The organism is Veillonella parvula DSM 2008 (assembly GCF_000024945.1).
Taxonomy (GTDB): Bacteria; Bacillota; Negativicutes; order Veillonellales; family Veillonellaceae; genus Veillonella; species Veillonella parvula.
Map to the genome: position 1 here is coordinate 1,633,996 of NC_013520.1, position 15,191 is coordinate 1,649,186.

Below are 15,191 nucleotides of genomic sequence, written 5' to 3' on the forward strand. Positions count from 1 at the left end.
TGATAACACACAAAGATAACACACAAACTTGATTAAAATTGGTAAGCAGATCTAAACGCCCAAACACTTGTATCCGTTACAAATCCGTCAGGTTTCTTAATTGGTTTCCCCCATGACACATCATAGCGAAACGCATCGCCGATATTACCACGAACACCGATAACCCCACCTACTAATGTATTACCGATTTGTGTCGCTGTGGATGGTCCCCATACATGACCTATATCTACACCTATATACGGAGTTATTCGTTGTCGTCTGAACGGTAAGGCCCATTCATTTTGAATGTAGTAACCGGAGTCACCACGTAATGTTTCTTCCCCATTGAAGCCACGTACGGAATAACGTCCACCGATACTAAATTGATCGGTTCCGAACAGACGTTGATTGGTAAATTGGCTTCTAAAACGCATCGTATACACACCTTGTTTATGACCGATGCGTACACCGCTTTGAATTTCACCTTCTAGTCCCGCCATTTTATATAACGTAGTTGGATTATCTGCCAAACCTTCCCAACTGCGTACCATAGCACCTAGACCTCGTATACCTTGACGATAAAAGAGGTATATATCGGACATAGTATTCCCACTATATTGACGATGAGATAATCCTAGCTCCAATGCAGTGGTATGTTGCTCCTGTACACCAATTTCTATATCATCAATATAACTATGGCGTGTCTTATGAATCACTTTAGCGACAGCGGCTGTCTTAGAACGACTCGTCCGATTCAACACTTGCTCTACAGAAAACTCAACTCCTCGAGTATTCCCTGAAGAACGGAACGCTTCTGGCATAAATACCAATTGATGATAACTATATTGATATGTAGATAAACGATACATCCGATTTCCATCAGGCACTGCATAATTTACGGCATACTGCTTCGATCCATGACCATCACCATGATGCCCAATATCTTTAGTAATACTAGTCGACAAGGTATCATTAAGACCTGCCAATTGACTAAATGACACATACATAGTACCTTGATACTTCCCTGTGGATTCATAACCAGCATTATCCAACAACAAAGATCCATGTACAAAACCTTTTTGTTCTACCGTTAATTTCACTATTGAATGAAGGGGTTTTGTTCCCGGCTCAATACTAAGCTTCACATCTTGCCCCGGTACATTTCGCATCTGGTCTATACCTTGTTCTAATGCTTGTCTACGCAGTACATATCCGGGACGAACAGGAAATGCACTTCGCCAATTCGTGCGAGCTTTCGGATTCGTAAGAATAATATCCTCTACATAACCTGGTAAAATCTCAAAAGTCAGTATACCTGATTGCAAATCTTGATTTGGTACTACCACTTGACTCGTTACATATCCATCAGCAAGAATTTGCTCTTGTAATTGCTTTTGTAAAACAGCAATCCCCTCTGCCCCAATGTTGTTATGATTATATATTTTCAGTCGATTCCTATACTTCTTAAAGGCTGGTTCTGATGACGTAATCACAATCTGATCAATTGGAAATGACACTGCTTCTTGTGGTAATGCATCCATAGGTGCGCCATTTAAATTGTCATAACTTGATTCTGAACGCGACAAAGCGGCCCTTGCCATCGGTGCCTCCGCGCGTTGACGCAAAGAAGCATCGGCTCGAGCCGCTTCTTGTTGAATAAATGAGGAAGGTACATCCGCTGCCAAAGTTGTCGTTGCACACATAACGCCAACTAAGCCCACACAACCGGCAGCGATTGATACTACTTTCATAATTCTCTCTCCTATATATTACTTTCAAATAATTATTAACTTATTAGTCTGATTATATCTCTCAGAAAACATAAAATCAACATTTTATGTATATATATGTTTTATATCACAAAAGAGAGTTACTTCATATAACTTTCTTTCACTAATCAATCAAAATATACTTAATTTTAGTTATATTCAGTTTCATATTGCAATTTAAGATTATTTAAAATTATCAGTTATCACATTAAAAAGAATCATAAGCATAAAAATAACTATTATAGGTATTACAGAATAAAAATCTCTTTTTGCTTTTTTCAATAGAATAGGCATTTTCTCTAAAGTAAGTGAAGAATCAGACTTAACGGCTAAAATTCTTAACCACAATTCTAACACCCAATTTAATATACCTATAATAGCTAACAGATGAATTAAATTAACACTATCATAAGGAAAATTAATGAGTATAAAAACCAGACATCCTATTCCTATTTCTGTATATAACATGGATTTAGAACGTTTAACTTGTTCCTTTTCTAATACAAAATAAGGGTTCTTAATAAAATATAGACAATATATACATAATAAAAATAATGAAAGACCAATCTTCATATATAGCTCCATTTAAAGTAATAAAATTATAAATGCAAGATTTCTAGCCAATTGTTACGTGCTAACAGTACAAGATATCCATCATTCTCTGAATTCTTTGTTACATATACTCTATATGATTCATTTTCATATACATAAAGAGACTTAGTTTGGTTAACTAAAATCCATTCCCCATTTAAGGGCTTTATTGATTTTATATCTCTATGTAGTGAATCTTTCTTTATACTTATTGATACACCTATAGATAATAGATTTCTTCTGTTCGGATCATATACATCTCCATCAATTATATAGTGTTCTCGCGGAAAAGCTACATTTAAAGCTTGTGTCAGTTCCATTCTAGACTGCTCAACAGTATCATTAAACAAAAACCTATAACCTAATCCACAAATTAGCCATACGAAAAAACAACCTATAAATGTGTACCAAATAACAGAATAAATTGTTTTAAAACTCATCCCTAATTTTCCCTCTTACCTCATCAATATCACTAATATCAGAGTCAGTTCTATTAGTTGACTCTGTAGTATAGTATGCCACCCATCGGTTCCGAAACCCTAATGAACAGATGCATAAAAGCTTATCTAATCAATTTCATCAACGAACTTAAAATTATTTATCTCCATAAGTTAGCGCTAAAGATACCTCACCATTAGAGGTTAATGTATATACTAAACCAGAGAATGGGTTTTGATTATAGAATTTAAAAGTCTCAATCATCGCTACAACTTCATTTTTTAAATCATACATAATTTCCGAAATAATAGCAGGCTCTTCATCATTATTTTCCACATACTTTGTAATACATGAGTCATCCTCAGTTTTATAAACCCAAAGCTCTACAAAGGGATTATTAACATTCATATCAAAGTGTAATTTAGCACGATGCCAATTTAGAGGCATTAATTTATATATATTTTTGGCCACTTTATTATAATGTTTTTCAAGTTCCGATTCTAAGCTTTTATGCTTTAACTTAAACGCCTTATCAATGGCAGTATAATTTTTTGCTAATACACTAGACTCCATATCTTCCAATAATAAAATACCTCGTGGACCTTTTAGCATTTCTTTATATATATCCGGCTCAAATTCATCTTCTCTAGCTAGAACACCAAAATTCTGATATTCCCACTTATATCTATTTTGAAGCCAACAATCGTCAGTTACAGGATCATTATGAAATTCACAATGGGGCTCATAATCATCGCGTGAAATATACATTGTTCCCCACGTCCATTGTTCTGTAGAAGCTTCATGAAGTAAACGTACATACGTCAAAATCTCACTAGTCCCAGCTTTTATAGATTTTACTTTTTCATCATTACAATTATATAGCAAATCACCATCAGTAATAATAGAACCGGAAGGGGTCTTAACATTGTAACAGGCTGAACTCATGCCTGATTCTGTACATTCAAAAAACAAATAACACTTATACCAATGTATTGGCATACAATCAATAAGTATATCTCTTATTTTCTTAATATATCTATCCATATATCCTCACATTAATTATTAGGAATTTCGTCGAAAAATCTTCTATCCCTCTTACATCATCATTAGTAATGATTCGATGTTTATCTAAATCAAGAAATGTTAGTTCATAACCTAAATAATACCAGCGATTATTGTTAGTATTTAGCACCATGGTCTGAGTTCATTAGCATTTTTCTAACGTTATATAAAGCCTCTTTTGAAAAGTCTTCTAGCTTAGTTTTCTTAAATAATAATCATAAGTATATATACAACTTAAAAATCTTCTAGAATCTATAATCCCAAGTCTATAAACTTCCCTGAAACTTTGATCTGCCAAAACATCCCTTTAGTGGCTTTTAAATCAATGCCTGTTTCTAACTTGTCAAAACTCACATCATAAAATGGTAATAATATCTGTAATGATGCTAATTTTGCTTTCATAGTAATTAAATCTTTACTTAATTGCCCGGATATATTAGTATCCGCTATCTCCTGTAAATTGGAAATACATGCTTGAAGATCTTCATTCTGAATACGTTCACACGTATATATTTCAGACAAATAGGTCTGTTTAATACAACTTAAGATTGATTCAGAAATGAATTCAGGTTTTTGTAAGACTTCATACAATCCTAACAAAAACAACGCCCAAAATATCTCCTCTACATAATCGGTAAAGAAATAGATACCGAACTTCTTTTCATCATGTGTAGAAATCTTTAACGCTTCAGATAAAGTATTACCCTCTAACTCCCGTTCTATTAAAGCAATCCAACTACTGCATTCAATATCATCTAACGTATCATTTAATGCTGGTATAGGGATTCTACGAGCCATCCACTCATCAACATCCTCTAAACTCATCCCATCACCAATTATATTTAACAGTTTATCGGACAGATGTGCTTTTCTACACATTAATCGAATTAACATACTAAATATGTAATATTCTAAAATGGTCAAGTCAATATAATTTCGTCTATATGCCTTAACAGCACCCAATATAAAGACCATTAAAAATGTATCTAAGCTTTTTTTACTTTTAAAATAGATCATATTTATACCTCTATCCACTAATTTATTCTAGCTTAAAATCTATACGTTCATCATTAACCCGTTTTACTTAGTGAATTATAATAGTCCATTATCCATCAGCAAACCCAACAAAGTAAATATTGCAAAAAATAAGAAGATACTCAAAATAATCCTTACTACACATCTCACTATAGGCTTAGCTGAAGTAAAAGATTCTATACTATCATGATTACCAATCAACTCAGGAATACAAATAAATGCAATTAAAAATCCTATAGCCTGAATTGTACCTTTAACCTCATAATTTGTATCATATAAATTCAAAAAAGAATCAAAGAACTCCATCGATCTACTAAATCTCCTTATAATTAAGATAATACATACTAAATAGAATATTTACATTCCTATCTTTTTCAAAACTAACAACTCCATCAAATCAACTCGTTAAAGTACTCTCAATTTTTACTACACAATATTATGAATATAAATATAATATATTACTACTTTTTATTAACATAATTATCTCTTAATTGTAACAAGATGGTCCGTTCGTCTTTCCCAATTTCATCAAGACTATTTAATATGGTTAGATAATCGCCATAGTTATATTTCAACATAGTAATTAAAGAGTCTCTAACCTTTTTACCAGCAATACTTTCATCAAAATATACTTGTATATTATTTGTTTCTTTATCAATGATAATAAAACCACTAACATTAAATATTAAGATTTTAGTAGGAGTCTCTTTTATTCCTCTTACGTCATTTGTAATAATTAGATGCTTATCTAAGTCGAGAAATGTGGCTTCATAGCCTGAATGATACCATCGTTTATTATAATATTTAGCACCACGTTCTGAGTTCATCAGCATTTTTTCAAAGTTATCTAAAGTCTCTTTTGAAAAAGCTTCTAACTTAGATTTCTTATTAACAATCATCTTAGATCTTGAATAATTAATTTTATGCTTGCCAGTCTCATCACCGTAAATTTCAAATTCTAGAACATCTAACATGTGATTTCTAATATCATATCGACCGATTCCATCATAGCCTAAATAATAATAGTAAGGCTCATCAAGATATACGGCTAAAATACGACTAGAGACGGTTTCTTTAATTGATGTATCTACTAATTCATGGGACTCATCCAGAATAACTATATTATTAGGAGAACCATCGTGATAATAATACTGATAAATAGTGGTACTAATAATTGCTATAACAATCAGTATTAAAGAACAAATTTTTTTCATACCAAACTACCTAAGCTATATAATCAAATAGCTTCATACAAAACACCAACATCTTTTAATAATATCAAATATCATATCTAATTAATAAATATTTATTCCCCTTCTATAATTCAATTATATGTTAAACTAGCGTATACCACCAAAGAATATTTTGTTATATACGGCAAAAAAAAGCACCATCTATCTAGGGACGACTTATGTGTCGTTTAGCTCCCCAAATAGATGGTACTTTTTATAATTAAGTTAATTAAATTGTTCAAATAAACATGTCCCACTCGGTCTACAATGTAGTATAGCACTACTTTATATTCCGTCTTGCCACTAAGCTACCAGCACTGCTAGCTAGTCCAGCCCGATTGATATGTGGGTTCCCATGTTTGTACGTCTTTGGCTTGCTACTTTTATCTTCTACTTTTGATTTCTCAAATTTAGTAAATAGATTATCTAGCTCGCGCAAGAGCGCACGTTTTTGTGAGTCTTTCAACTCGAATACATCACCTTTATAGGCGATGTATTTATTTTTTAGTACAGGACTGAGATCATAGATGGGCTCGTGTTCTTCTCCATTTACATCCAACAGCTCATCCAAGGTCAATCCATAATAGCGAGACAGGGCACAGAGTGTATCTAAATCTGGTTCGCGATACCCTGTTTCGTAATTTGAAAGCGCCGCATTACTGATACCTACGGCCTTTGCTACTTCGATTTGGCTTTTGCCCATGCGCACGCGAGCACGCTTTAAGTTCTTGTAAAACTGCATGTTCATCACCTGTATCGATACATAAACAACTACAAACTATATACTTTTATAATAATGTATCACTGATTTTTTTGAAAGCTTCATCAGCAACGGCTAATGTGCGTTCTACTTCACTGCTCTTATGACAGATAGATACGAAATTACTTTCATAAGGGCTTGGCGCATAGTAAATACCATGGCTCAAGTTATGGTGGAAGAACATTTTGAATTGTTCTTCGTTGCAAGCTGCTGCATCATCAAAGTTCTTAACTGGTTTATCAGTGAAGAAGATGGTGAACATAGAGCCTACCCGCTGTACTACAACAGGTACATTGTATTGTGCTGCCAATCTTTCAAAGCCTTCGCAAAGGGCAATCGTCGTATCTTCTACTTGTTTAAACACCGTTGGATCACGTTGCAGAATGGAAAGCGTTGCCAAACCAGAGGTAACGGCAATTGGGTTACCACTCAATGTACCAGCTTGGTAGATAGGACCAGCTGGTGCAATTTGGTTCATAATCTCGCGAGAGCCACCAAACACAGCAAGTGGCATGCCACCACCAACGATTTTACCAAGGCATGTAAGGTCTGGTTTGATATTGTAACGTTTTTGAGCACCGCCACTACTAGCGCGGAAGCCACACATAACTTCGTCAAAGATCAACACTGCGCCATGAGCCTTAGTCACTTCTCGCAAGGTTTCGAGGAAACTAGGTACTGGAGGTACGCAACCCATGTTGCCAGCTACAGGTTCAACTATGATTGCCGCAATAGTATCGCCCATATCGTCGAATAATTTACGAACCGCTTCAGAATCATTGTACGGTAATGTTATGGTATTCTCTGCTACGCCTTGAGGAACGCCAGGGCTATCCGGCACGCCAAAGGTAGCAAGGCCAGAGCCAGCTTTCACCAAGAGCGCATCACTATGACCATGGTAACAGCCTACAAATTTTACGATACGATCGCGACCAGTATAGCCACGAGCTACGCGCAATGCACTCATGGTAGCCTCTGTACCAGAGTTTACGAGGCGGATAACCTCCATAGATGGCATGAAGGCTTGTATCTTTTTAGCCAATTCTGTTTCTAGTAGTGTAGGCGCACCATAGCTAGTACCACGAGGAATCGCCTCTTGCAAACTAGCAATAACTTCAGGGTTCGCATGGCCCAAAATCATAGGGCCCCAGCTCAACACATAGTCGATGTATTCGTTGTTATCGATATCATAAATACGGCTGCCACTGGCACTGCTGATAAATGGAGGGTTAGATCCTACGCTACGGTAGGAACGAACAGGGCTATTTACGCCGCCTGGCATATAACGTTTAGCCTCGTTAAAGGCCTTTTCAGATTTACCGAGTTGGAACATAGTTCCTCCTTATTGTTGTAACCATTTAGCAATATCTAAGGCATGGTACGTAATGATGATTTTAGCACCAGCACGCTTCATGGAAAGCATTGTTTCCATAACGAGGCGTTCTTCGTCGATAAGACCAGCCGCTGCGGCGGATTTAACCATCGCATACTCACCAGATACATTGTATACCGCAACCGGCAATTCATAGCGGTCACGCGTTTCACGAACGATGTCCAAGTAGGATAACGCCGGTTTAATCATGATAATATCCGCACCTTCAGCGATATCGAGTTCGATTTCTCTGAAAGCTTCTAAACGATTAGCCGGGTCCATTTGATAAGATTTGCGGTCACCAAATTTTGGCGCAGAATTAACAGCGCCGCGGAACGGACCATAGTAAGCAGATGCGTATTTTGCCGCATAGCTCATGATAGATACGTTGGTATAACCTGCCGCATCAAGGGCTTCACGAATAGCACCTACGCGACCGTCCATCATATCGGATGGAGCCACCATATGTGCACCAGCTTCTGCTTGGCTTACCGCAACTTTACAAAGCAATGGTAATGTTTCGTCGTTCAATATTTCATGGTCATCGATCATGCCACAGTGACCGGTAGAGGTATATTGGCACAAGCATACGTCAGAAATAACCAAGAGATTTGGCACGGCTTCGCGGATGGCTTTGATGGCTTGTTGTACTGGTTGGGACATATCCCAAGCAGAGGAACCTTGCTCATCTTTGTATGTAGGAATACCAAAGATTTCTACACCACGCACACCAAGATCATAAGCCTCTTGAGCTACTTTCACAGCCTCGTCAACAGACAAGTGATATTGACCTGGCAATGTGTCGATTTCTTTTTTAATACCTTCACCAGGCACGATAAATAATGGATAAATCAAATCAGTTACGTCGAGTGTCGTTTCGCGTACCAAATCACGCATTTCTGGATTGATACGCAAGCGGCGAGGACGGTATGTTAAATCGTACATGTAATCCTCCTAAATGTCTTTTACAATAGCATTTACTAAGCCATCTGTTGTATATGCATCGCTGATGATAGCCGGTTTAAGACCTGCACTCATAGCCGTAGCAGCCGTAATTGGACCGATGCAAGCCACTTTAGTTTTGCCTAATAACTCTAGTGCATTGTCGCCCAATAATTGGATTGTATTTGTTACAGTAGAGGAGCTTGTGAAGGTAATATAATCTACATTGCCTTCTGTTAACGCTGTTACTAATGCTTCTTGTTGAGATGTATCTTGTGTAGTTTCGTATAAACGCAAGATATCTACATTCATATCGCGGTGACGCAAGCAACGTGGAATCACATCGCGTGCTACCTTTGGTTGAATCAACAGTACAGAATCCCCTGCATTGAGTTCTTCTTCAAGAGCCTCTACAGCAGATTCAGCCTTGTAGTCTACAGGAATGATATCCGGTACGATGCCATATTTTTGAAGTTCACGAGCCGTAGCACAGCCGATAGCCGCCACTTTAGAATTACCTAAAGCACGTGTATCTTTGCCTTCTTTATATAGAGCATCGAAGAAGTAACGAACCCCTTCACCAGATGTGAATACGATACATTGGTATTCTTTTGTATTGTTGATGATGCGTTTATCTTCCTCAAACAATTCCAATGGAGATGTTTTTATGGCTGCTGCTTCCACTACATTAGCACCTTGAGCCGCTAATTTTTCGCGGAATGCACTTGCTTGGGAGCGAGCGCGTGTGACTACGACAGTTTTACCGAATAAAGGTTTATTATCGAACCATTGTAATTTTTCACGAAGGTTGACAACATCACCTACTACGATGATAGCTGGCGCTTTCAATTGAGCCTTTGCTACATCTTCAACGACATGTTCAAGGGTAGAAACTAATACCTCTTGTACTGTTTTTGTTCCCCACCGAACAAGCGCTACTGGTGTAGAGGCTGACCGGCCATGAGCCATCAATTTTTCCGCAATGACTGGCAAGTTACCAACACCCATTACAAAGCAAAGTGTATCTACCGCCGTAGCAAGGCCTTCCCAATGGATACCAGATACTGCTTTTGTAGGATCCTCATGACCTGTTACCACCGCAAAGGATGTGGCCATAGCGCGTTGTGTTACAGGAATCCCTGCATAGGCAGGCGCTGCGATAGGAGATGTTACACCTGGCACGAACTCAAATGGCACACCGGCTTCGCCAAGAGCCATCGCTTCTTCACCACCACGACCAAATACGAGCGGATCACCGCCTTTTAATCGTGCTACGATTTTGCCTTCTTTACCTTTTTGGACTAATAGCTCATTGATTTCCCATTGATGCATCGTGTGATCTTTACATTGTTTACCAGCATAAATCAATTCTGCATCGGGATGTGCCCACTCTAACAGATGAGCATCTGCTAAATAATCATATACAATTACATCTGCTTTTTCGATACATTCACGACCTTTTACGGTGATGAGTTTAACATCGCCAGGGCCTGCACCGATTAGATATACCATACCTGTCATTTTATGATTCCTTCCTCTATGAGAGCATCCACAATACGTTTGCCCCCTTCTTCATATAAGGCTTTTGCAAGATTTTTACCAAGGATCTCGCCCTTTTTAGCGGGACCAGAGATTTCCCCTTCGTACACAGTTTTTCCATCGAGGGATGCAATCATAGCCTTTAAAGTCAATTGACCTTTATTGATGGTGCCATGTACGCCCATTGGCACTTGACAACCACCATTTAATTGACGCAAGAAACTGCGCTCCCCTTCAACGGCATAACGCGTTGCTTCGTCGTTGATAGGATCCAACATGTCAAGCATCTCCGTATCGTCGGCACGACACTCGATAGCGAGTGCCCCTTGTCCAACGGCAGGAATCATTTCGTCGGCCTTGAAGACTTGTGTAATTTGGTCTTCTAACCCCAATCGCTTAAGGCCTGCTTGAGCCAAGATAACACCGTCTAGCTTTTCCGTTTCAATTTTGCTCAAACGAGTCTGCACATTACCGCGAATAACCTCTACCTTTAGGTCAGGTCGGACATGTAATAGCTGTGCTTGCCGGCGTAAACTACTAGTGCCAACGCGAGCGCCTTGTGGCAATTTGTCCAGTGTTTTATACACGGGACTCACTAGTGCATCATACGGCACTTCACGAGCGGAGATGGCACCAAGAGTAAGGCCTTCTGGCAACTCTGTAGGCATATCCTTTAAGCTATGTACGGCGATGTCGATGTCGCCTGCATGCATAGCCTCTTCTAATTCAGCAGTAAATAAACCTTTACCACCAACTTGAGCCAGTGGTTTCTCTAAGATACGGTCACCTTTTGTATTAAAGTGAACCAACTCTACCGTAATATTTGGGTACAGACGTTGTAATTCTGCACTAATATGTTCAGCCTGCCACAGGGCAAGGGCACTTTTTCGCGTGCCGATTCGAATATGATCTCTCATGGCATTAGCCTTCTTTCTCAAGATTAAACATATCTTTGAATAAATCCCAGTACAAGCCCTCTTCCTCTGTACCAGCGATTTCGTTGAAGTGAATCATCGGTTCACGCAACATTTTGCGAATGATCATGCGACTCATCGAGTCCATAACACGGCGCTCTTTATCGGAAATATCTGGCAATTTAGCTAATGCGCGATGTAATTCACGACGGCGAATACGCTCCGCTTTTTCTGTAAGCAATGCCATCATCGGACGCACTGTTAAATAGCTTAATTTATCCAATAACTCTTCAATAGCATCGTGAATAATAGGTTCTGCACGACGAGCTTCCTCTTCTCGTTGTGCCTTGTTTTCTTCTACTACACTTTCAAGAGAATCAATATTAAATAGATAAATACCGTCCAAATCTGCCACCGCAGGGTCGATATCACGAGGTACCGCAATATCAATCATAACGATTGGTTCACCCTTACGAAGAGTCGTAATTTTCTTCGCTTCTTTTTCAGTAATAATATAATGCGGTGCCCCTGTAGATGTAATAAGAATATCCGCATCTTTAGCATACTCTACAAAGTTATCGAGCTTAACAGCTTTACCATTAAAGCGTTCCGCTAACATTTCAGCCTTAGCAAAGGTTCTATTAGATACGAAAATCGTTTTTACACCCTTCGCTTGTAAATGAGTAGCTGTCAATTCACTCATCGTACCAGCACCCAAAATAAGTACTGTAGCCTCGGATAATGGCTTATCTAAACTGTCCTCCGCAAGATTGACCGCCGTGTAACTAACAGATACAGGCGTATTAGCAATGCCCGTATTAGTACGTACCTTCTTACCAACGCTAATAGCCCGTTGGAATAAAATATTAAAAATTGTTCCCGTACAGCCTGCGCTATAAGCCTGAATATAAGCCCCTTTTAATTGGCTCAAGATTTGGCCTTCCCCCAACACAAGGGAATCAAGACTAGCAGAAACACGGAATAGATGCTCAATACAATCTCGTTCTTCGTAGAAGAAGAATGCATCTGCATCGATATGATCTGCTCCTTTTAAATCTTTTAACACTGCCAACATGTAATCCTTCGGGAATTCTACACCTTCTAAAGCAGCATAAATTTCCGTTCTATTACAGGTGGATAATATAACGCATTCTGAGATACAGTCAAATTCATAGAGGCGATTTAGTGCGGCAACTACCTCGTCTTTATCAAACGAGAAACGTTCACGCACCTCTACAGCGGCACTTCTATGATTTAGACCTAATACCACTAATTGCATAGTTTAGTTTCTCCTCTATAATCATCCACTCTCCCTTGAGAATGGCTTCAAATGTTTCTACCGTCAGATTGTCTCGCCAAAATTTCTGTCGAGCCTCTGGAGTAGGAAGTAGTAACTTTACTTCTTCTCTAAATATTTTAAGTCTAGGCATAGCCTTTTGCAACTGACCATAACGATTCATCATATCTTGTCGTACGAGACGATTGATACGAGGTCCTACATTATTGGCACTAATAGCAATATGAAGATCGCCGAGTTCAAGGGATGACGGCACAGTAAAGCTACACGCGCTCGGATCATCACTGCGGTTGGTCCACACGCGATGTTTTTTTCCTAGCTCATACAAGGTATCGTTTAGTTCATGATTATCTGTGCAGATAAACAGCAAACTACTCGAAATAATATGCTCTTCGTCGTCCATTGTGAAAGCCCGATCACACCAAGTGATGCGATTTTCCTTTGCCCATTGGCTAATCGTATCCGTCACAGTTGGAGCAATAACGACAATTTGGCAAGGCTCCTCAATAAAAAGCTGCATCCGTCGTTCCGCTACTTCTCCGCCGCCTACGAATAGGATTATATCTTCAGTTGTAGGTTGAAATGTTATGGATACCATGGCTGTCCTACTATATACAAAAAAATCGGCTTGATGGTCAAGCCGATTTTCAACTGCCTACATAAATCGTTTCAGGTATACGCCGATACGCCCTTTACGAGAGGTACCTGTAATAGCTTCTACCTTCATTCGGCCACGACCACGCATTGAAATGACATCCCCTTCTTTAACCTCTTGGGATGCCCCCTTAGCTGGTTGCCAGTTTACTTGTAATAAGCCCGCATTGATAGCACTCACCAATTTAGTGCGAGATACACTAAAGCCAGAGCTTGCTACCGCATCTAAGCGCAAGGAAGCGACTGTAGTGCGGACTTCTTTAATTTTTTCTTCTTTTGGTGCAATATCTGATAACTCAATAGCCTCTACAGATACAGAAACCATAGCAATTTTCGTAAAGTTTTGAATTACGAAATCAGCCACGCTTTCATCCACCATAATCTGAGCGCCCCCTTGCTGGACGATAACGTCCCCAAATTTGGAGCGATCAATGCCAAGGCCCATCAAGGAGCCCAGCACATCGCGATGGGTAAGCAATCGGAACCGTGGGTCCCAATTTACCTTAAGGGCGCGAATGCCCATGTCCACGGTACCGTTAAAGTCGCTATCTACAAAGGCGATACGGATACGTTCCGCCCCTTCATAGCCACCGTCAGTTTTAACAGTTAACTGTGGGTAATTAGCCTTGATAGCATCTGCAATAACAAGGCCTGCAGGACTCGTAAAATCCGCCACACGATATGGGCGACCTTTAACAACCTGCTCAGCCAAGTCAAGCATGCGACGAGCTTCCTCACCGCTGCCGCTGGCTTCAAAATATCGAATTAATTTACTAGTATCTGCCAAAATTATTTCCCCAATTCATTCGACCGAGCAAGACATGCTACTACGCCATCTTGGAGAGCACTGCGAAGTCCACCTTTTTCCATGGCACCAATACCCGCAATGGTGGTGCCCCCAGGGCTAGTCACTTGATCTCGTAGTACTGCTGGATGATTGCCACTTTCAAGAGCCATCTTACCTGCACCGTACATTGTTTGAGCAGCTGCCTTTATGGCTAGCTGACGTGGTAAACCAATACGAACGCCTGCATCAGCTAAAGCATCAAGGATAACGAACATATAGCCAGGGCCCGCGCCAGATAGTGCACCTAAGCGATCTAAATCGGCTTCGCTCACCACTGCTACCTCACCTACAGCCTCAAATAAGGCTTGTACAGTACGACCTAGGTCAGTATTCACATCATCTCCAGCAAGTGCCGTCATGCCAGCACCGATAGAAGCCGGCGTATTTGGCATAGCTCTAAACCAGTTAGCTTGTGGAATCGCCGCATCAAGAGTATCTAAGGTGACACCTGCAGCAACAGAAATCATAACAGTCCCATAAGGTACTTCTTTTAAAGTCTCTAACACAGATGGTAACACTTGTGGTTTCACAGCCAATAGAATAGTGTTGTACTCGTTTACATTAGGCAATGTAGTAAAACCTACTACACCAAGCTCCTCTGCAAGAGCCTTACATTGTTCTTCGCGACGCACTAGAATGTGTGTATCACAGGCTTTCAACACACCATGCTGTAATGCACCGCGCAATAGAGCGCCCCCCATTGAGCCAACGCCTATACATAGGGTTTTACCTAACATAGTTATCACCACCATTTATAGAG

General features: G+C 39.4%; 16 protein-coding genes. All 16 read right to left on the minus strand.

Annotation, left to right across the window (positions count from 1 at the left end):
* Positions 1–32 precede the first annotated feature (32 nt).
* Positions 33–1,730 (minus strand): ShlB/FhaC/HecB family hemolysin secretion/activation protein, encoded by a 1,698-nt coding sequence (locus tag VPAR_RS07175; protein ID WP_012864728.1) that lies wholly within the window; start codon positions 1,728–1,730, stop codon positions 33–35.
* Positions 1,731–1,931: 201 nt separating this feature from the next.
* The gene (locus VPAR_RS07180) at positions 1,932–2,321 is read right to left on the minus strand and encodes a hypothetical protein (RefSeq protein ID WP_012864729.1); all 390 of its coding nucleotides are present in this window, start codon (positions 2,319–2,321) and stop codon (positions 1,932–1,934) included.
* A gap of 26 nt (positions 2,322–2,347) precedes the next feature.
* Entirely contained in the window at positions 2,348–2,779 is a 432-nt protein-coding gene (locus tag VPAR_RS07185) for a hypothetical protein (protein WP_012864730.1), read from the minus strand.
* Positions 2,780–2,933: 154 nt separating this feature from the next.
* Positions 2,934–3,821, minus strand: coding sequence for an immunity protein YezG family protein (locus tag VPAR_RS07190; protein ID WP_012864731.1), 888 nt, complete (start codon positions 3,819–3,821; stop codon positions 2,934–2,936).
* 270 nt (positions 3,822–4,091) lie between these two features.
* Positions 4,092–4,856 carry a DUF3969 family protein gene (locus VPAR_RS07195; RefSeq protein ID WP_012864732.1) on the minus strand — a complete coding sequence of 255 codons (765 nt, stop codon included), beginning with the start codon at positions 4,854–4,856 and terminating at the stop codon, positions 4,092–4,094.
* A gap of 75 nt (positions 4,857–4,931) precedes the next feature.
* Entirely contained in the window at positions 4,932–5,180 is a 249-nt protein-coding gene (locus VPAR_RS07200; protein ID WP_012864733.1) for a hypothetical protein, read from the minus strand.
* A 155-nt stretch (positions 5,181–5,335) separates the two neighbouring features.
* The gene (locus VPAR_RS07205) at positions 5,336–6,088 is read right to left on the minus strand and encodes a hypothetical protein (RefSeq protein ID WP_012864734.1); all 753 of its coding nucleotides are present in this window, start codon (positions 6,086–6,088) and stop codon (positions 5,336–5,338) included.
* Positions 6,089–6,386: 298 nt separating this feature from the next.
* Positions 6,387–6,848, minus strand: a complete 462-nt coding sequence (locus VPAR_RS07210) for a helix-turn-helix domain-containing protein (protein ID WP_012864735.1) — start codon at positions 6,846–6,848, stop codon at positions 6,387–6,389.
* A gap of 46 nt (positions 6,849–6,894) precedes the next feature.
* On the minus strand, positions 6,895–8,199 hold the full coding sequence (hemL, locus tag VPAR_RS07215) for a glutamate-1-semialdehyde 2,1-aminomutase (RefSeq protein WP_012864736.1): 1,305 nt from the start codon (positions 8,197–8,199) through the stop codon (positions 6,895–6,897).
* A 9-nt stretch (positions 8,200–8,208) separates the two neighbouring features.
* Positions 8,209–9,183 (minus strand): porphobilinogen synthase, encoded by a 975-nt coding sequence (hemB, locus tag VPAR_RS07220; protein WP_008602583.1) that lies wholly within the window; start codon positions 9,181–9,183, stop codon positions 8,209–8,211.
* Between the two features lie 9 nt (positions 9,184–9,192).
* On the minus strand, positions 9,193–10,701 hold the full coding sequence (gene cobA / locus VPAR_RS07225; RefSeq protein ID WP_012864737.1) for a uroporphyrinogen-III C-methyltransferase: 1,509 nt from the start codon (positions 10,699–10,701) through the stop codon (positions 9,193–9,195).
* On the minus strand, positions 10,698–11,636 hold the full coding sequence (gene hemC, locus VPAR_RS07230) for a hydroxymethylbilane synthase (protein ID WP_004695234.1): 939 nt from the start codon (positions 11,634–11,636) through the stop codon (positions 10,698–10,700). Before hemC ends, cobA begins: the two co-directional genes overlap by 4 nt.
* Positions 11,637–11,640: 4 nt before the next feature.
* The gene (hemA, locus tag VPAR_RS07235; protein ID WP_004695233.1) at positions 11,641–12,912 is read right to left on the minus strand and encodes a glutamyl-tRNA reductase; all 1,272 of its coding nucleotides are present in this window, start codon (positions 12,910–12,912) and stop codon (positions 11,641–11,643) included.
* Complete coding sequence (locus VPAR_RS07240) at positions 12,881–13,528, minus strand: precorrin-2 dehydrogenase/sirohydrochlorin ferrochelatase family protein (RefSeq protein WP_012864738.1); 648 nt, start codon at positions 13,526–13,528, stop codon at positions 12,881–12,883. Before VPAR_RS07240 ends, hemA begins: the two co-directional genes overlap by 32 nt.
* A gap of 57 nt (positions 13,529–13,585) precedes the next feature.
* Positions 13,586–14,371 (minus strand): YlmH family RNA-binding protein, encoded by a 786-nt coding sequence (locus tag VPAR_RS07245; RefSeq protein ID WP_004695229.1) that lies wholly within the window; start codon positions 14,369–14,371, stop codon positions 13,586–13,588.
* Between the two features lie 2 nt (positions 14,372–14,373).
* The gene (gene proC, locus VPAR_RS07250; protein WP_004695227.1) at positions 14,374–15,168 is read right to left on the minus strand and encodes a pyrroline-5-carboxylate reductase; all 795 of its coding nucleotides are present in this window, start codon (positions 15,166–15,168) and stop codon (positions 14,374–14,376) included.
* Between the last annotated feature and the right edge of the window lie 23 nt (positions 15,169–15,191).